We start from the raw sequence: 19,967 nt of genomic DNA, 5'->3' as shown, positions 1-19,967 counted from the left end.
CATTAGATTAACAACAACTATTACGTTGTAAATTAAAAATAATTTAAAAAATAAGATTTATTCCGATTGATAAATCAACAATTTAAACTCAATTTAAAGCATTTCTAATAAAAATACATTTAAAATTTTATGAAATTCATAGTTAGAGCTTTTGCATTTATTTTACTATTTTTCATACAAAATGCAAGTTTTTCGCAGGTAAAAAACATTGGAATTCCAGATATTAAAAACTATAAAAGATCAGAATATAAAGGTGGAACTCAAAACTGGAGTATTGATCAAGATAAAAACGGAAATATATACTTTGCAAACAATAGTGGTTTGATCCAATTTGATGGTTCAAACTGGCATAAATACTCTTTACCGAACAAATCAGAGATTAGAAGTTTAAAAATTGATGCTTTAGGAAGGATATTTGTCGGTGGAAATAACGAATTCGGGTATTTTAAAAATGATGAAAAAGGAATATTAAAATACCATTCTTTATATAATTTATTGAGTCCAATAGACAAAGAAAACATAAATCTAATCTGGAGAATCCATATTTTTAAAGGAGAAGTAATCTTTCAATCTTTTAGCAAAGTATTTTTTCTAAAAAATGAAAAAGTTACTACACTAACAGCTCCACACAAGTTTCAATTTTCGTTTTTAGTAAACAATCGTCTTTATTTTCAAGACAAAACCCTAGGTGTTCTAGAATATAAAAACAGAAAACTAACTGCTATACCAGAAACTACTTTTTTCAATGATAAAGAAATATGGTCTCTTTTTCCTCTATCAAACAATCGAGTTTTGTATGCAACTCTGGAAAAAGGGTTGTTTGTCGCAGAAAATGGCATTATTAAGCCGTGGGCGACAGAAGCCAATGAGTTTATCAAGAAAAACACTTCTTTAGGAGGTTCGATTATTAAAAACAAATTCATAATCCTTAACTCCGTATTAGATGGAGCTATTATCTGTGATTTAAACGGAAAAATTATCCAACATTTAAACAGACAAAAAGGTATTCAGAATAATACAATATTAGCCTCATTTGTAGACAATAAAAATAATATATGGCTGGGACTTGACAATGGAATTACTTTCATAAACGAAAATTCGCCTTTTTCTTATTTTGATTATAGCTATAATATAGGAACAGTTTACGCTTCAACAACCCACAATGGAAATCTTTATGTAGCCACAAACCAAGGATTATTTTATCATCCTTGGGGAGCATCATTTAAAGATAGTCCGTTTATGAGAGTAGAAGGAACAATCTCTCAAGTTTGGAATATTCAAGTTTTAAATAATGTATTAATATGTGCTAGCAATAGTGGAGCATTGATTATAGAAAACAATAGGGTTTCTAAAATATTAGATACAAGAGGATATTTCGGATTTAAAAAAATACCAGATCATGAAAACTATATAATAGGTGAAAGCTATAATGGATTTTCAGTTTTCAAAAAATCTGCTTCTGGATATGATTATTTGCATCAAGTAAAAGGATTTGATGAAACTACCAATAATTTTTCTGTAGAAATAGATGAAAATTATTTATGGTTAAAGAAAAATCCGTTTTTATATCAGGTAAAACTGTCTGAAGATTTACAGCGCTTTGATTTTATTAAAAAACACATCAACATATCAGACAAATATAAAGGCATTAACAGCTTGCAAAACATCAATGGTAAAGTGTATATTCAAGCACAAAATCACTTTTTCAGATATTCAGTTGAACAGGAAGCTTTTTTTGAAGATAAAAAAATAACAAAACTGTTTAATGGAATTCCAACCATTAATACATTAATTGAAGATCCTTCAGGAAACTTGTGGTATGTTTTTAATGAGTCTTTAGGAGTATTAGTAAAAAACAGAAACGGAAGTTACACAAAAAAACAGTCAATATTTTCTAATTTAACTGGAAATTTGGTAAACAACTATATTTCTGTAAATACAATTGACCCTCAAAATATTTTTATTGGATTAACAGATCGTTTAGCACACTACAACTCAACAATACCAAACACTTTTATGACGAAACCAAAAGCTTTTATTGAAAGCTTTTCGTATCCAGAAGACACTATCTTGACAGGCAATTTAGCTCACAAACTAGAGTCTTATAGCATACCATACAAATACAATCGTGTGAAATTTACTTTCGCATCTCCAACATACGAAAACCAGGAAAATGTAATGTATTCTTATAAGCTAGAACCTTTTGAAGAAAATTGGCGCGGATGGTCATCGACAGCAATGAAGGAATACACCAACCTGAGGGAAGGAAATTATGTGATGAAACTAAAAGTAAGAAACAGTTATGGCATAGAGTCAGATATCAGTGAAGTTGAATTTACGGTCTCTCCACCGTGGTACAGACACTTCTTAGCTTATTTATTCTACATTATACTTATTCTCCTTGGTGCCTATCTAATTTCTGTTAGAGTCAAGCTTAAAATTAGAAAAAACAGATATTATGAAACCATTGAGCAAAGAAGGTTGTATCTTGAAAAGGAATCAAAAATCAGACACGAACAACACGATTTAGAGAAAGAAATTGAAAAGCTAAAAAATGACAAGCTTCAAATCAAGATCTTAGCAAAAGATAAAGAACTAGTAAACAATTCATTACAGGTTGTAAAAAAGAATAAAGTTTTAAATGGAATCATCCATAAACTGAAAGATATTGACACCAATATTTTAGACGAAACTACTAAATCTGAATTTAGCAAATTGCACAAAAGCATTGTTAAGGAAGTAAATACAGACAAGAGCTGGAAGGATTTGGAGAAACACATTAAAAACGTTCACTTTGAATTCTTAAAACGTTTAAAAGGACAATATCCTACTATTTCTCCTAGAGAATTAGATTTGTCAACTTATTTATTAATGAATATGTCGACAAAAGAAATAGCCGAAATCATGAATATTTCGACTGGAGGAGTTGAATTAGCACGTTACCGTCTTAGAAAGAAATTAGGGTTAAATAAAAAGGAAAACCTAATCGGATTTTTAATGAGTATTTAAAAAAGAAAGCCATTCAGTATTTGAATGGCTTTCTTTTTTATGATATATATTCTAAAGTTCGCTCTAAGGCCATGCCCCGTGAACCTTTTATCAGAATAGTATTTGAATCAAAATTATATGTTTTTAAGAATTCTGCAAAAGCATCAAACGTCTCGAAAAACTTTATATTTTCACCTGAAACAGAGTTAGCATAAAACGATTTCCCGATTAAGTAACAAATAGATTGACTTTGATTAACTAATGAATCAACTATTACTTTATGCTCATACAAACTTTCATCTCCTAATTCGAACATATCGCCAAGAATCATAATTTTATTCTTCTTATCCAATTGTAGGAAATTAGTAATCGCCACAGCCATACTACTCGGATTAGCATTATAAGCATCTAAAATGATCTCATTAGAACCTTTTTGCATCATCTGAGATCTATTGTTCGCTGGAATATAATTCTCAATAGCAGCTTTTATATCACTTTCTTTTACCTCAAAATACTTTCCAATCGCAGTTGCCGCATTAATATTATTAGCATTGTAAAGCCCAATTAAATGAGATTCAATTGTAAAATTATTATAATCAATAGCTACAAATGGATTTGCAGTAATAGTCTGAATATTTAAGTCCGCGTTTTCTTTTTTTACACCAAAAGTGAATCCTTTAATCCCCTTTGATTTCTCAATCTGAATTGGATCTTCAAGATTTACAAAAACTGTTTTCTTTTTTGCAGCAAGATATTGGTACATTTCACTTTTCCCTGCAATAACTCCCTCAACACCGCCAAAACCTTCTAAATGAGCTTTTCCAAAGTTGGTAATATATCCAAAATCTGGTTGCGCAATCTCACACAAAAATTGGATTTCCTTTTGATGATTTGCTCCCATTTCTACAATTCCAATTTCTGTTTCCTTGCTAAAAGAAAGTAGCGTTAATGGAACGCCAATATGATTGTTTAAGTTACCAATTGTCGCTTTTGTTTTAAACTTTTTAGACAATACAACATTAATCAATTCTTTTGTTGTCGTTTTTCCATTACTTCCCGTTAAGGCAACTATTGGAAGCCCTAAATAAGCCCTGTGAAACTTTGCTAACTCCTGAAGCGTTTGCAAGCTGTTTTCTACTAAAACAGTTCTTTCATCAATAAAATAAGATTCATTGTCTATAACAACAAATAAAGCTCCTAAATCTAAAGCTTCTTTAGCAAATGTGTTTGCATCAAAATTCTCTCCTTTAATAGCAAAAAACATTGAATTCTTCTCAATTTTTCTTGTATCAATAGAAAGAGAAGTGCACTGTAAAAACAAGTTATGAATGTCTTGAATATTCATTTATAATTTTTTTAATAGATCATAAAAGTAGAAAAAAAACAATAAAAAAATTCCAAATTCCAGACTGAATATTCAGCTTTTGGAATTTGGAATTTTTGATATTAGAATTCCTAAATTTTAGTTTCTAGGAGATTTTCTCTTTTCAGATTTTGAACCTACTCTAGACATTGCACATCTGAAACCAATGTAATCAGTTGCCATATCTTGAGGGAAGTATCTTCTTTGAGCTGGGTCTAGCCAATAAGCTCTATCTCTCCAAGAACCTCCTTTGTAAACTCTTACTTTATCATCAATTAAAGTCGTACGTTTACTTGAGTTATCATATTTTCTGATCATTTTTCCTAAACTATCAGTAGTGATATTGTGTTTAGGAGAGTTATACATTGCCTGATCTGCTTTAGGTCCAGACTCTGAATCACCAAAATCAAAATATCTTGAAGATTGTTTGTCACCATCTCTATAGTTGATGTTGTCACTTGTACTGAAATTTGTTCTCAAGTATGTTTCCTGCTCATCAACTGGAACTTGAGCAATTTCACCTGGAAGATTTCTTGCGATAACTTTACCATTACTTAAAGTATCATACTTAATAGTAGCAGTTGTAACAATTTCGATTTTACCGTCTTTACCAATTTTGTTTTTAGCATATTGGTTTCCTCTATAGTAGTTGAAATCATTTGCTTCATTATCAATAATTGGTCTGTAAACGTCAGCTACCCATTCTGCAACGTTTCCTGCCATATCATAAAGACCGAAATCGTTTGGAGCATAACTTTTAACTTCATTTGTAATATCAGCTCCGTCATCAGACCAACCTGCAATTCCACCGTAATCACCGTTTCCTTGTTTAAAGTTAGCCAATTGATCACCTCTATTTTTACGTTTGTTAGAACGTGTATAATCTCCAGACCAAGGATATTTCTTTTGACCTTTGTAGATGTTATATTCTCTTTGCCCAACGTCAGCTGCTGCTGCATATTCCCATTCTGCTTCAGTAGGAAGTCTATACTCAGGCAAAATAACTCCAGAAGAACGTTGTGCATATACGTTTTTTTCTTCAGGAACTACACCATCTTTTCCAGCTTTTGGTCGCTTTCCACCTGGATTTTTCTTTAATACAATCTCTTCGCTTCCACCACGTGAAGTACTTGGAGACATTAAATATCCTTCTGTATTAAATGCATTCTCAGCATTAACGTCGTTTGTTTTAGCACCTTTTTGAAGATATCCGTTTTTCTCTAAAACAGCCTCGTTTACACGGTCTGTTCTCCATTTACTAAATTCAACTGCTTGAATCCAGTTAACACCAACTACAGGATAGTTAGCATAAGACGGATGTCTTAAATAGTTATTAGTCATCGTTTCGTTGTATCCTAAACGATTTCTCCAAACAAGAGTATCTGGCGATGCTCCTTCGTAAATATTTTTGTAATTTTCTTCTGTTGGCGGGAAAACCTTTTTCAACCACTCTAGGTATTCTAGGTACATACCATTCGTAACTTCGGTTTCATCCATATAGAATGATTGAACGTGCTGTTGAGTTGGTGTGTTATTCCAATCGTGCATAACATCATCCTGTACTTTACCCATAGTAAACGTACCTCCTTCAACAAAAACTAAACCAGGACCAGCCTGTTGTTTTTTACCTGCATTTCTAGCAGCAGTTCCATTCTGACTATCTACATCCCAACCAGTTGCTCGTGAAGCATGGCTCGAACTCGATTTTTTGCTACAACTAGCCGTGCCCAACATCAATACCATTGACATCATTAACTGCAAGACTACAATTTTGTTTACTTTCATACTCATTCTTAGGTGATAAATTTAGGTGCTGCAATATAATAATTAACATTTAATTAGCAACATCTGTTCTAATAATTTTATTTCACTGTTTTTTACCAGAAAATAACCTTTAGTTACGAACGCAAAAATATACTTTTTATTATTTACTGTAACATGAAATAATATATTTTTACTTAGAAAATATTTTTAAATTAAAACCCTATTTTTAAGTGATGAAACAAGTCCTATTTACATACCTTTTTTTGCTCCCAATTATCTCATTCTCCCAGATAAATGGGAGCTTTACGATCAATTGGCAAGAAAAAAAAGAGATGAATTATGGAGACCAAAAATTCATCATTCCGTATTTTTCTGGCAACGGTTTTCGCTTTGATGCTTCGAAAAAGAGCATCAACTTGATGATAAATCTCAATCAAAATGTCTCTGGAAACTCCAATTCAATACAAATTTCGAACGTACAGTATGAGCAAATTTCAGTAGCCGATCTTGGCGATTTAAGTCAAAACAACATCCCCAACAAGCCCAACGAAGCTCTCAAAACAGCATCTTCAAGAGGAAATCAGCAAACTTTTTTACTGCTTTCGCCTATCATAAAGGAAGGAAACAGCTTTAAAAGGATAAAATCTTTTACCTATTCATCAAATAATTCAACAGCTAAAAGCAGCAGTTCTTCTGTCTATCAAAAAACTAAAGTTATATCAAATTCAGTTTTATCTTCTGGTGATTGGTATCGTTTTTATGTTGAAAAGTCAGGTGTTTATAAAATTTCGAAGTCATTTTTGCAAAGTCTTGGATTTGACCCTTCTAAAGTCGATCCGAGAAGAATAAAGATATACGGAAATGGCGGAAGAATGCTTCCTTTAGCTAATAACGTTTATTATCCTGAAGATTTAACAGAAAATGCAATTTTAATTTCTGGCGAAAGCGACGGCGTATTTAATAATGATGATTATATTCTTTTTTATGCCGAAGGAGTGGAGAATTGGAATAGTGAAAGCCAAACCAATATAAATCTTTATGCTACAAAGTCATATTATTATGTAACAACCACTGGAGGCGACGGAAAGCGTATTTCTAACTTAAATCAGCCAACAGGAACAACAACTTTAGAGCTCAACACGTTTGATGACTATCAATCACACGAAACTGATCTCACAAACATTGCTCATTTAGGAAGACAATGGCTTGGAGAATCTTTTGATATTAATCAAGAACAGGAATTTTCATTTAGCTTTCCAAACCTAGACGCTTCAGTTCCAGTTAAAATCGAAGTAAATGCCGCATCTGCAGCTTATACGCCTACCTCTTTTACTGTTTCTGCAAACGGACAAAATGTTGGCGCTATTAATTTTAATGCCTTAACAACAACTTCTGACACTAAATATTACAACGGAAAACTGCCTTCAAACACTACTTTTGCAGGAACTGACAATATCAAAATAAAACTTACCTATAATAATAACGGTGTTCCTGGCTCAAAAGGCTACTTAGATTATATTAATTTAACAGCCAAGCGAAAACTTCTAGGAACAGGAAAACAATTTGCATTTCAATATAACGATGCTGGATCTGTGGCGGGAATCGCAAATTACACCATCGGAAATGCATCTGCAATTACGCAAATTTGGGATATTACAGACCTATATAATATATATAATGTAGAAAATGCAAATCAAGCAAGTTTTAGCTTTAAAGCTACTTTAGGAGAAATCAGAAAATATATAGCAATCGATCCTTCAGATTACTACACTCCTTCGAAAGAAAGCCAGTCCAAAATTGCTAATCAGAATTTAAAAGGAACACTTTTAAAAAACAGTCAAAACAGCTTTCAGGATGTCGATTATGCCATAATAACTCCTAAATCTTTATATTCTCAGGCCGAAAAACTTGCAGCTTTTCACCGCACAAATTCTAGTTTAAACGTTAAAGTAATTACACTCGAAAATATCTACGAAGAATTTTCTTCTGGAAAACAAGATATCGCCGCAATTCGAAATTGCGTTAAATACATTTACGACAATGCTTCTTCTTCTGATAAAAGAATCAAATATGTTAATTTATTCGGAGATGCTTCCTTCGATTATAAAGATCGAATTTCCAACAATACTAATATCGTTCCTGTTTATCATTCCTTAAACAGTAATACCGTTGGAGAATCTTCTTTTGCATCTGATGATTTTTTCGGTTTAATGGATGCTGATGAAGGAAATATAATTTCGTTTTTTGGCGGAATTGACATTGCTGTTGGCCGAATGTTAGTTTCAGACAATGCGCAAGCAAGCGAAATGGTAAATAAGGTTTTAGAATATCATGATGCTAAATCGTATGGGAACTGGCGTAATAATTTTGTTTTAATAAGCGATGACGCTGATCAAGCTTCTGACGTAACGTTACAATCGCGCCAAAATACTTTAGCAGATCTTATTGCTGTTGAAAAACCGTTTTTTAATATTGACAAAATATTTTTAGATGCTTATACGCAAGAAGCATCAGCGGGAGGGTCTCGATATCCTAAAGCCAGAACAGATATTTTTGAAGCTTTTGAAAAAGGCGCTTTAGTCTTTAATTATTTAGGCCATGGAGGTGAAGATGGTTTAGCCAGCGAAAGAATTTGGGAGAAATCGGATGGACAAAATTTAAACAACCAATATAAATATCCTTTATTCATTACCATAACCTGCGAGTTTTCAAGATTTGATGATCCAACAAGACCTACCGCTGGAGAATATACTTTTTGGAATCCAACAGGAGGCGCAATTTCAATGCTTACAACCATTCGCGCTATCGGGCAATTTAATGCTGAAAATTTTAATGACAGTCTTAGCAAAAACTTATTATCCTATGGTTCGAATCAATATAATACGATTGCCGAAACACTTAGAATTTCAAAAAATGAAAACCCAAGTTCTTCAAGCAACGTAATTTTTTACATTGGAGACCCAGCTTTGATGTTAGCGATTCCAAAACCGCGAATTAATTTAACGAAAGTAAACGATATTGTGATTTCGGAAGCAATTCCAGATTTAAAATCTCTTTCGAAAATTAAAATATCTGGAGAAATCACAGACGAAAATAATACTCTTTTAAGCAATTATAATGGAGAATTAGCCACTGCTATTTTCGACAAAATGATTACATCTTCTACCTTAAATAATGATGGATATAGTCCTGCAATGCAATTTAAAACTCTTGGAGAAACGATTTTTAGAGGAAATGCATCAGTTACCAACGGACAATTTGAATTTAGTTTTGTAGTTCCTAGAGACATTAGAGTTCCTGTTGACAATGGAAGAATAAGCTTTTATTCGAAAAAAAGTGACGCTTTGGAAAACCAAACAGGCTACAATAATATCATAAAAATTGGAGGAATTAACGAAAATGCACCCGAGGACAATATAAGTCCGAAAGTTAAGTTATATATGAACGATGAAACTTTTGTATCTGGAGGGATTACAAACGAATCTCCATTTCTTTTAGCCTTCTTAGAAGACGAAAACGGAATTAATACAGCAAGTGGAATCGGGCATGATATTGTAGCTATTCTAGATGGCGATGTAAGTAATCCTTATATATTGAACGATTATTATCAGACAAAATTAGATGATTACACCAATGGAAATTTACGCTTCCCGTTTAGAAATTTAGCCCCGGGGCTGCATACGATAAGTTTTACCGCTTGGGATGTTTACAACAATCCGGTAACAAGCGAGATTCAATTTACTGTTGTAGGAGACGATTCATTAACATTATCACACGTTCTTAATTATCCAAATCCTTTTTCTACTTATACTCAGTTTTGGTTTTCGCACAATAAGCCTTACGAACCATTAGATGTACAAGTACAAGTAATGACAATTACAGGAAAAGTAGTTTGGACAAAGAATCAGACGATTACAACAGAAGGTTTTTTATCTAGAGATATAACATGGGATGGAAAAGATGATTTTGGAGACAGAATCGGAAAAGGAGTATATATTTACAAACTCACGGTAAAATCAAATTTAACAAATAAAAAAGCAGAAAAATACGAAAAGCTTGTCATCCTATAATATTATCTATATTTGCACCACCAAAAACATTAGTCCCATAAATGAAAAAACTATCACTTTTATTAATTTGCATTTTTAGCGTCTACAGTTCAAGGGCTCAGGAATCAAGGCCAATTGTTACTGGAGTACCTTTTTTACTAGTAGCAGCAGATGCTAGAGCAGCAGGTTTAGCAGACCAAGGAGTCGCAACCTCTGCCGACGTTTTCTCACAACAATGGAATCCTGCAAAATATGCATTTTCTGAAGATGCACAAGGGCTTTCTATTAGTTACACACCTTATTTAACAGATCTTGCCAATGACATTTCTTTAGGGCAATTGACCTATTACAACAAAATCAACGAGCGAAGTGCTTTTGCCGGAAGTTTCCGTTATTTTGGTTTTGGAGGAATTGAGTTGAGATACACTGGAGACCCAAATGAGGCAGTAAGAGAAGTAAACCCGAATGAATTTGCTTTAGACGGATCATATTCACTTAAACTAAGTGAAGAGTTTTCTATGGCAGTTGCCGCACGTTTCATTAACTCTAATTTAAAAGTCGCTTCTGAAGAAGTGGATGCAACATCTGCACATTCTTTTGCAGTTGATGTTGCTGCTTTTTATCAATCTGAAGAAATCGCTTACCAAGATTTCAATGGTCGATGGAGAGCGGGTGTTAACTTCCAGAACATGGGACCAAAAATTAGTTATGACAACGATGATTTAAGTTCAAACTTCCTTCCTGCCAACTTAAGATTAGGAGGAGGATTTGATTTTATTTTTGATGATTACAACAAACTTACTTTAAGCGCTGAGCTTACTAAACTTTTAGTTCCTACTCCGCCAGGTGTTGGAACGCCTGTAGATGCAAATGGTGACGGAGATTATGATGATCCAGAAGACATCACTCAAACTGAAGCTACACAAGCGGGCTATAACAAGTACAATGATATTGGCTGGTTTGAAGGAATGTTTAAATCATTTGGCGATGCACCAGGCGGATTTAAAGAAGAAATGAAAGAAGTAACCTATAGTGTTGCCGCAGAATATATGTATCAAGATGCATTTGCGATGCGTTTAGGTTATTATCACGAGAGTCCAGAAAAAGGTGCCAAACAGTTTTTCTCTTTAGGAGCAGGATTTAAATACAACATCATGAAAATAGATGTTTCATATTTATTCTCAGCATCTAAAATAAAAAACCCTTTAGAAAATACACTTCGTTTCTCTTTAACGTTTAACTTTGGAGACAAATACGAAACTTACTAAAGAGAAAAAATTAAAATAAAAACAATTCAATCCAAATTCCTGCATTTTTTAGGAATTTGGATTTTTTTTCCCTTAAAAACAGATGAAAGAAATCAATATAACAACATCATTTACAATATTTGATACTATAAATGAACTTCCGAGTGAAATTCAAGACTTAATGAATCAAGCTATAGAAGTTAGAAAAAAAGCTTATGCACCATATTCTAAGTTTAAAGTTGGAGCCGCTTTGCTTTTAGATAACGGAAAAATCATTTTGGGTTCAAACCAAGAAAATGCCGCTTATCCGTCTGGACTTTGTGCCGAACGAACTGCAATTTTTTATGCAGGAAGTGCCTATCCGGAAGCTAAAATTTTAAAAATGGCAATTACGGCAGCTTCAGACACAAATCAGACTACAGCTCCTATTCCGCCTTGCGGATCTTGCCGACAATCAATAGCAGAATATGAGATAAAACAAGACACTCCGATAGAAATCTATTTTATGGGCGAAATAGGTGAGGTTTACAAATCATCATCCTTAAAAAATTTGCTTCCATTGATGTTTGATAAAAAGTTCTTGTAAAAAAAAGCCAAAAAGTATCGTTTTAATTTTAGTTCTTAAATGTAATGTCTTATTTTTGCATCCCGACCTTTCGGGCGCAAATTTGTGGGAGGAAACTATTTTGCGTTACAGGCACAATAATCGATAACACAAACAACTTTAGCAAAAGAAAGAATTCAGATGAAAGAAGTTACAAAAGAGGTATATTTAAAGTGGTATGAAGACATGCTACTTTGGAGAAAGTTTGAAGACAAACTTGCAGCGTTATACATCCAACAAAAAGTTAGAGGTTTTCTACACTTATATAATGGTCAAGAAGCTGTATTAGCAGGTGCATTGCACGCTATGGATTTGACCAAAGATAAAATGATTACTGCTTACAGAAATCACGTTCAACCAATTGGTATGGGAGTTGATCCTAGAAACGTAATGGCAGAACTTTTAGGAAAAGCAACAGGAACTTCTAAAGGTATGGGAGGTTCTATGCACATTTTCTCTAAAGAACACGGTTTTTACGGAGGACACGGAATCGTAGGTGCTCAAATTCCTGTGGGAGCTGGTATTGCTTTCGCAGATAAATATTTTAACACTGGTGGTGTTACCATGACTTACTTTGGTGACGGTGCTGCTAGACAAGGTTCTCTTCACGAAGCTTTCAACATGGCTATGTTATGGAAACTTCCAGTTGTATTTATCGTTGAAAACAATGGTTATGCAATGGGAACTTCTGTAGAAAGAACTGCAAACCACACTGACATCTGGAAATTAGGTTTAGGTTACGAAATGCCTTGCGGACCTGTTGACGGAATGAACCCTGTAAAAGTTGCTGAAGCAATGCACGAAGCTATTGAAAGAGCGCGTCGCGGAGACGGACCAACTTTCCTTGAAATGAAAACGTACCGTTACAGAGGACACTCTATGTCTGATGCACAATTATACCGTTCTAAAGAAGAGGTTGAAGAGTACAAAAAAATCGACCCAATTACACAAGTTCTTGATGTAATCTTGGATCAAAAATATGCTACAGCTGAAGAAATTGAAGTAATTGACCAAAGAGTTAAAGACTTAGTTGAAGAGTGTGCGAAATTCGCTGAAGAATCTCCATACCCAGACTTACAACAATTATACGATGTAGTATACGCACAAGAAGACTATCCATTTACACCTCATAAATTATAATATCATGGCGATTAAAGTAACAATGCCTCGTTTGAGCGATACTATGACTGAAGGAACGGTAGCAACTTGGCTTAAAAAAGTAGGCGACAAAGTAAGCGAAGGTGATATCTTAGCTGAAATTGAAACAGACAAAGCAACAATGGAGTTCGAATCTTTTAACGAAGGAACTCTTTTACATATCGGAATTCAAGCTGGAGAAACTGCTCCTGTTGACAGCTTATTAGCCATCATTGGTAAAGAAGGAGAAGATATTTCTGCTCTTTTAGCTGGTGGTGATGCTCCTGCTGCCGAAGCTCCAAAAGCGGATGCTCCTGCTGCTGAAGCAAAAACTGAAACTGCTGCTCCTGCAAAAGCTGCAGCTGAATTACCAAAAGGTGTTATAGTAGTAACTATGCCACGTTTAAGTGATACAATGACTGAAGGTACAGTAGCAACTTGGTTGAAAAAAGTTGGCGATACAGTAGCTGAAGGAGATATTTTAGCAGAAATTGAAACAGACAAAGCGACTATGGAGTTTGAGTCTTTCAATGCTGGAACATTATTATACATCGGAATTCAAGAAGGAAACACTGCACCTGTTGACAGCTTATTAGCTATCATCGGACCTGCAGGAACTGACATTTCTGGAGTTGCAGATAACTTTACTGCTGGAGGCGCTGCACCCGCAAGTGCTCCTGCTGCAGAAGAAAAAGCTGCTCCTACTGCTGAAAAAGCACCAGAAGCTGCTGCTGAAACTTCAAATGGAGGAAGAATTTTAGCCTCTCCATTGGCTAAAAAAATCGCTTCTGACAAAGGAATTCAATTAAGCCAAGTTAAAGGATCTGGAGAAAATGGACGTATCGTGAAAAGCGATATCGAAAACTTTACTCCATCTGCTCAGGCACAAACTGCTGCTTCAGCACCTGTTGCTAAACAAGAAGCGTCTGCTCCTACTGCACCAAAAGTATTCGTTCCTGCTGGTGAAGTTTACACAGAAGAGATCAAAAATTCTCAAATGCGTAAAATCATTGCAAAACGTCTTTCTGAGTCTTTATTCACTGCGCCTCACTACAACTTAGTGATCGAAGTAAGCATGGACGAAGCTATGCAAGCTAGAGCTGCTATCAATAGCGTTCCAGATACAAAAGTATCTTTCAACGATATGGTAATCAAAGCTTGTGCTTTAGCATTGAAAAAACACCCAAAAATCAACTCTACTTGGAAAGAAGATGCTATCATCATCAACCACCACGTAAACATTGGTGTTGCTGTAGCTGTTGAAGACGGATTAGTTGTTCCTGTATTGAAATTTACTGACGCTATGAGTTTATCTCAAATTGGCGGTTCAGTAAGAGATCTTGCTGGAAGAGCTAAAAACAAAAAATTAGGACCACAAGAAATGGAAGGAAGTACTTTCACAGTATCTAACCTTGGTATGTTTGGTATCACTGAATTCAATTCAATTATCAACCAGCCAAACTCTGCAATCCTTTCTGTAGGTGCAATTGTTGAGAAACCAGTAGTTAAAAACGGTCAAATTGTAGTTGGAAACACAATGATGCTATCATTAGCTTGCGACCACAGAACAATTGACGGTGCAACTGGAGCTCAGTTCTTACAAACATTAAAACAATACATCGAAAGCCCAGTTACAATGTTGGCGTAATTAGTTGTTAATTTTATAATTAAATCCCGTTTTGTTTATTCAAAGCGGGATTTTTTGTTTAATTTTCATCCTCAAATTCAAAACCACATAAAATGAAGAAACTAATTCTTGTCGCTTTATTTCTTACCGCAATTGCCTGTCAGAAAAAAGAGCAAACAGAAAAAACAGCAGCCGTTACAGACGAACACAGTTATTCCAAACCAGAACTTGCTGTTGCAAAACATCTTGACCTTGATATTAAAGTTGATTTTGACACACAGACTATTTCAGGAAAGGCTTCTTGGTTAATTGACAATATCAGTAAAGGAAATGAAATTATTTTCGACGAAAACACTTTAAATATTACAAAAGTAACTTTAGGTGATGACGAAAAAGAAACCATTTTTGAACTTGGGAAAGACACGGAATTTCACGGAAAACCGCTTCATATAACAATTGAACCAAACACAACTAAGGTAAACATTTACTACAGCACAACCAAAGATGCTGTTGCTTTACAATGGCTAAAACCAGAACAAACAGCAGACAAAAAGAAACCTTTCTTGTTCTCTCAAGGAGAAAGCGTTTGGTCTCGCACTTGGATTCCTTGTCAAGATTCTCCTGGAATTCGTTTTACTTATAATGCAAAAGTTACGGTTCCTAAAGATTTATTAGCAGTTATGAGCGCTGTAAACCCACAAAAGAAAAATGATACTGGGGTTTATACTTTTAAGCAAGACAAAGCGATTCCTTCTTATTTAATGGCAATTGCAGTTGGAGATATTGAATTTCAAGCAATTGATAACAGAACTGGAGTTTATGCAGAACCATCAATGCTGAAAAGATCAGCTTATGAATTTGCTGAATTAGGCAAAATGGTAAATGCTGCCGAAAAATTATACGGCCCATACCGTTGGGGACGTTATGATGTTTTGGTTTTACCTCCAAGTTTTCCTTACGGAGGAATGGAAAACCCAAACCTAACTTTCTTAACTCCAGGCGTAATTGCTGGAGATCGTTCTTTAACTAGTTTATTGGCACACGAATTAGGCCACAGTTGGAGTGGAAACTTAGTTACCAATGCAACTTGGGATGATATTTGGTTAAATGAAGGCTTTACCACTTATGTTGAACACAGAATTGGAGAAGCAATCTTTGGCAAAAAAGAATTTGAAATGCAAAACGTTATCACAAACAAAGAATTAACTGATAATGTTGCAGAATATGGCGATACAAATCCAGACACAAGATTAAAAGTTAGTTTGACTGGAAGAAATCCTGACGACGGAATCAGCCAAATTCCTTATGTGAAAGGATATGCCTTTTTAAGAGTAATTGAAAATGCGGTTGGACGCGATAAGTTCGATCCGTTTATTAAGAATTATTTCGATTCGCATGCTTTTAAATCAATCACAACAGAAGATTTCGTTAAATATTTGAATGAGAATTTAATTAAAGGCGATAAAGCTTTAGCAGACAAAATCCAATTAGACAACTGGATTTACAAACCTGGAATTCCATCAAACATTCTTCCGGTTAGTTCAGCGGAATTTGATGCCATTGATGCGATTCAAAAAAGCTGGAGAGAAACTGGCGTTGTAGGTTTAAGCAAAAAAATTATTACTACTGCTGAAAAACAGCATTTTATTGATCATTTGCCAGCTGATATTACAGCGAAAGAAATGGAAGCGATAGATAAAGAATTTAACTTTACAAAAGGCGGAAACTTCATTATCAAGCGTCAATGGTTTGTTCAGGCAATTCGTCATCAATATAAAGTGGCAGATCCTGCAATTGAGCAGTTTTTAATTGGAATCAGCAGAACGGGATCTGTAATGATGCTTTATAAAGAAATGGTTAAAACTCCAGAAGGAAAAGTTTGGGCGAAGCAGATTTTTGATAAAGCAAAATCTGGTTATCATGCTACAACGATTCAAGCTGTTGAAGGGGTTTTGAAATAGGCTTTTTCAAGAATATAAGTTTAAAAGAGTCTGTTCCTTAGGAACAGACTCTTTTTTTTACGCCTTGTTTGTCATTTCGACGAAGGAGAAATCTTCACGAGAAGCTCGACAAAGATTGGATTTTCGTTACGGAGTTACTTGCGAAGATTTCTCCTTCGTCGAAATGACAAGATTGCGTGAATTGTTTGCAGAATTTCTAGTGCGATTTCTCGTTCCTCGAAATGACAAACTATACGAAAAACAATCTTATAAAAACGAGTGCCCTAGCCCCGATAGAAGTGGAAATCCTTTTGTGCCGGGGTTCGGCACAAAAGATTGGAACGGATAGCGGGAAATAGCTCCTAAAAAAACATCAGGGAAAATTATCCATCACATAGCGTACATTCTCCATGTTCTAAAATCTGCAATCGTTGCAACTTTGTAATGTCAAAAGACAACAACAAATAACAACTTTAAAAATTAAATAAGATGGCACGATTAACAGCTTTAAACCCAGAAGAAGTAACAGGAAAAACTAAAGATTTATTCAACGCAGTTCAGGCAAAATTAGGCGTTGTACCAAACATGATGAGAACAATGGGAAATTCTCCTGCAGTTCTTGAAGGATATTTGAATTTAAGCGGTGCTTTGAGCCACGGAAAATTAAGTGCGAAAACTGGTGAATTAATTGCTTTGACAGTTTCTGAGAGCAATTCTTGTGATTACTGTTTGGCAGCACACACTTTTATTGGAGAAAAATTAGTTAAAGCAGATCCAGCAGTTTTAAAAGCAGCAAGAACAGGAAATTCTGATGACGCAAAAACAGAAGCGATTTTACAATTGGCTAAAACATTAATCAGCAAAGCTGGTTTAGTAAACGACGAAGATGTAAACAAAGCTAAAAATGCAGGCGTTTCTGATGCTGAAATTGCAGAAACTATTGGTCACGTAGCTTTAAACGTTTTAACAAACTACTTTAACAATGTAGCAAATACTGAGATTGATTTTCCAGCGGTTTAATCAAAAAACACTCTTTTACTATAACAAAAAACAATTTATAAAGATAGCTTCGGATTTATTTCATGGCTATCTTTATTTTTTCAAAAACAGCACTTTATGAGTTCTCAAAATATTTCCACTTTGATAAATCCGCAAACTGGTAATTTGGCTTTCAAAATCCTTTCGTTTGAGGACAATATTCATTTTGATCATTTACAGCGCAATAATTATTACTCTTTAATTTGGGTAACAAAAGGAAAAGGCAAAGTAAAAGCTGATTTTGCAGAACATCAATTTGAAGAAAACTCACTTCTCGCCTTTTCTCCGTATCAGCCTTTTATGCTTTGTGTAAATAAGCCAATTGAAGGAATCGCGATTCATTTTCATCCTGATTTTTATTGCATTCATATGCATCAAAAAGAGGTTTCGTGCAATGGCGTTTTATTCAATAATATTTATCAGCCACCATATGTTCAGGTTACCGAACAAGCTTCACAGACTTTCAAGATGGTAATTGAACAAATGAAAGCTGAAATTCAAAATGCAGAATTGGCACAATATGAATTGCTTATTTCGTACTTAAAAATCTTTTTAATTACGGCTTCAAGATTAAAAACAGATCAATTGGAAGAAATGAAATCGGTTCCAGATTCAAAAGAACCTATTATTCTTCAAAACTTAAAAGATGCGATTGAACTGAATTTCAAAACCAAACATTCTGCAGGAAATTATGCTGATTTATTGAATATTTCACCAAAAGCATTAGCCAAAATATCTAAGAATTATTTCAACAAAACCTTAACTGATTTAATCTCGGAAAGAATCATTATTGAAGCCAAAAGAGAGCTTTATTTAACAAACAAAACGGTAAAAGAAATTGCGTACGAATTAGGATATGACGACGAACATTATTTTAGCCGTTTCTTTAAAACTAATGCTGATGTTTCGCCTCAAATTTATCGCGAAACTGTGGGATTTGGAAAAATGTCAAACTAATTTTTATTCTTCGCTTCAATCCATTTTGACATGTACATTGTGCTTTTGTATGAATGATGCTGAAGCAGATTTCCCATAAAATTATGTAATCGATGATTTTCAGAATCAGCTAAAAGTGAATTTACCAATGAAATCAATTTATCTGAATAATTTTTTTTTTGATAACATTTATTAATAATTGCAATTCCATTTTTTTGAGATTCTTTCCAAAGATTTTCGTCTTGATAAAGCGCAATTGCTTTCTTGGCAAACTCTTTTGGATTATCTTCAATAAAACCATTCCAAGGTAAATTTTCATGCATTGCTTCAGAACCTATTGAAGTTGTTACGCTTGGTGTTCCACATTGCATTGCTTCTAATAACTTTCCTTTTAAACCAGCTCCAAAACGAATTGGCCCTAGAACGATTCTCGCTCTTTTCACAATTTCATTTGCATCTTCTGCCCTTCCCATAATATAAAATCCATTTTTAGGCTGATGCAATTGCAATACTTTTTGCGAAGGATATGCACCATAAACTTCTAAAATAGCTTCTGGAAAATCTTTTTTTATAGAAGGCCAAATCGCTTCTTTTAAATATTGAACGGTATTCCAATTTGGTTCATGAAGAAAATTTCCGATAAAAACAAAATGCTGTCTTTCCTCAAAAGAAGGTAATTTTAGAAGTTCTTCTTCTTTCATTTCATCAACCAAAAACGGAAGATAAAAAAGTAGATCTTCATTAACTCTGAAAACGTCTTTTAAGATATTCATCTCAAAATCAGAAATAATCAGTGACAAATCACATCTTAAAATACTGGCAATTTCTCTTTTCGCAACTTCTTCAGATAATAAATCTTCTATTTCAAAAGCCCGGTTTTCTTTAAAAGCTCTTTGCCTGGCCGTTCTCAAACAATGCAAATCTTCTGTATCCAAAACTCTAATTGCGTTTGGGCATTTTTCAATTACACGCCATCCAAACTGTTCTTCAATCATAAAACGGTCAAACAAAACAACGTCAGGATTCAATTCTAAAACAAAATCATCAAAACTAGAAGAATTAAGTTCGATGCTTTTTTTTGTAACTCCAAATTCAGGCAAATCAACCATAAAATCACTGTCTTGAGCGGCACTAGCAAAAGTAATTTCGAATCCGTTTGCGGCAAAAATCGAAATTAATTGCATCATTCTTCCACCAGCCGCAGAAGAATTTGGTTCTGGCCAGACAAACCCAATAATTAAAAGTTTTTTAATCTGATTCATTGTATTTTTTTT

At 34.2% G+C, this 19,967-nt stretch carries 12 protein-coding genes; 9 read left to right on the top strand and 3 right to left on the bottom strand.

Annotation, left to right across the window (positions count from 1 at the left end):
• The first annotated feature begins 129 nt into the window (after nucleotides 1–129).
• Nucleotides 130–3,009, top strand: a complete 2,880-nt coding sequence (locus OD917_RS14600; protein WP_263524174.1) for a triple tyrosine motif-containing protein — start codon at nucleotides 130–132, stop codon at nucleotides 3,007–3,009.
• 37 nt (nucleotides 3,010–3,046) lie between these two features.
• Here the strand turns inward: OD917_RS14600 and OD917_RS14595 are convergent, their stop codons facing one another.
• Nucleotides 3,047–4,333, bottom strand: a complete 1,287-nt coding sequence (locus OD917_RS14595; RefSeq protein WP_263524173.1) for a UDP-N-acetylmuramoyl-tripeptide--D-alanyl-D-alanine ligase — start codon at nucleotides 4,331–4,333, stop codon at nucleotides 3,047–3,049.
• Between the two features lie 117 nt (nucleotides 4,334–4,450).
• Nucleotides 4,451–6,136, bottom strand: coding sequence for a gliding motility lipoprotein GldJ (gene gldJ / locus OD917_RS14590; RefSeq protein ID WP_263524579.1), 1,686 nt, complete (start codon nucleotides 6,134–6,136; stop codon nucleotides 4,451–4,453).
• Nucleotides 6,137–6,348: 212 nt separating this feature from the next.
• Here gldJ and porU point away from each other — a divergent pair, with 212 nt between their 5' ends.
• The 8 genes from porU (at nucleotide 6,349) to OD917_RS14550 (ending at nucleotide 18,714) form a co-directional block, all read left to right on the top strand.
• Complete coding sequence (porU, locus tag OD917_RS14585) at nucleotides 6,349–10,185, top strand: type IX secretion system sortase PorU (protein WP_263524172.1); 3,837 nt, start codon at nucleotides 6,349–6,351, stop codon at nucleotides 10,183–10,185.
• A gap of 41 nt (nucleotides 10,186–10,226) precedes the next feature.
• Nucleotides 10,227–11,432 (top strand): type IX secretion system outer membrane channel protein PorV, encoded by a 1,206-nt coding sequence (gene porV / locus OD917_RS14580; RefSeq protein ID WP_111288151.1) that lies wholly within the window; start codon nucleotides 10,227–10,229, stop codon nucleotides 11,430–11,432.
• Between the two features lie 82 nt (nucleotides 11,433–11,514).
• Nucleotides 11,515–11,997 (top strand): cytidine deaminase, encoded by a 483-nt coding sequence (gene cdd, locus OD917_RS14575; protein ID WP_263524171.1) that lies wholly within the window; start codon nucleotides 11,515–11,517, stop codon nucleotides 11,995–11,997.
• A gap of 159 nt (nucleotides 11,998–12,156) precedes the next feature.
• Nucleotides 12,157–13,155 (top strand): pyruvate dehydrogenase (acetyl-transferring) E1 component subunit alpha, encoded by a 999-nt coding sequence (gene pdhA / locus OD917_RS14570; RefSeq protein WP_012023629.1) that lies wholly within the window; start codon nucleotides 12,157–12,159, stop codon nucleotides 13,153–13,155.
• Between the two features lie 4 nt (nucleotides 13,156–13,159).
• Entirely contained in the window at nucleotides 13,160–14,800 is a 1,641-nt protein-coding gene (locus tag OD917_RS14565; RefSeq protein WP_263524170.1) for a pyruvate dehydrogenase complex dihydrolipoamide acetyltransferase, read from the top strand.
• Nucleotides 14,801–14,892: 92 nt separating this feature from the next.
• Nucleotides 14,893–16,740: a hydrolase/aminopeptidase gene (locus OD917_RS14560; protein WP_263524169.1), complete on the top strand. Its 1,848-nt coding sequence runs from the start codon at nucleotides 14,893–14,895 to the stop codon at nucleotides 16,738–16,740.
• Between the two features lie 468 nt (nucleotides 16,741–17,208).
• Nucleotides 17,209–17,739: a carboxymuconolactone decarboxylase family protein gene (locus OD917_RS14555; protein ID WP_263524168.1), complete on the top strand. Its 531-nt coding sequence runs from the start codon at nucleotides 17,209–17,211 to the stop codon at nucleotides 17,737–17,739.
• A 96-nt stretch (nucleotides 17,740–17,835) separates the two neighbouring features.
• Entirely contained in the window at nucleotides 17,836–18,714 is an 879-nt protein-coding gene (locus tag OD917_RS14550; RefSeq protein WP_263524167.1) for a helix-turn-helix domain-containing protein, read from the top strand.
• Here OD917_RS14550 and OD917_RS14545 read toward each other — a convergent pair.
• Nucleotides 18,711–19,955 (bottom strand): glycosyltransferase, encoded by a 1,245-nt coding sequence (locus OD917_RS14545; protein WP_263524166.1) that lies wholly within the window; start codon nucleotides 19,953–19,955, stop codon nucleotides 18,711–18,713. The two genes, OD917_RS14550 and OD917_RS14545, sit on opposite strands and share 4 nt — an antisense overlap.
• Nucleotides 19,956–19,967 lie beyond the last annotated feature (12 nt).

The organism is Flavobacterium sp. SH_e, from assembly GCF_025717045.1.
Lineage (GTDB): Bacteria > Bacteroidota > Bacteroidia > Flavobacteriales > Flavobacteriaceae > Flavobacterium.
This window is presented reverse-complemented; position numbering and strand designations above follow the sequence as displayed.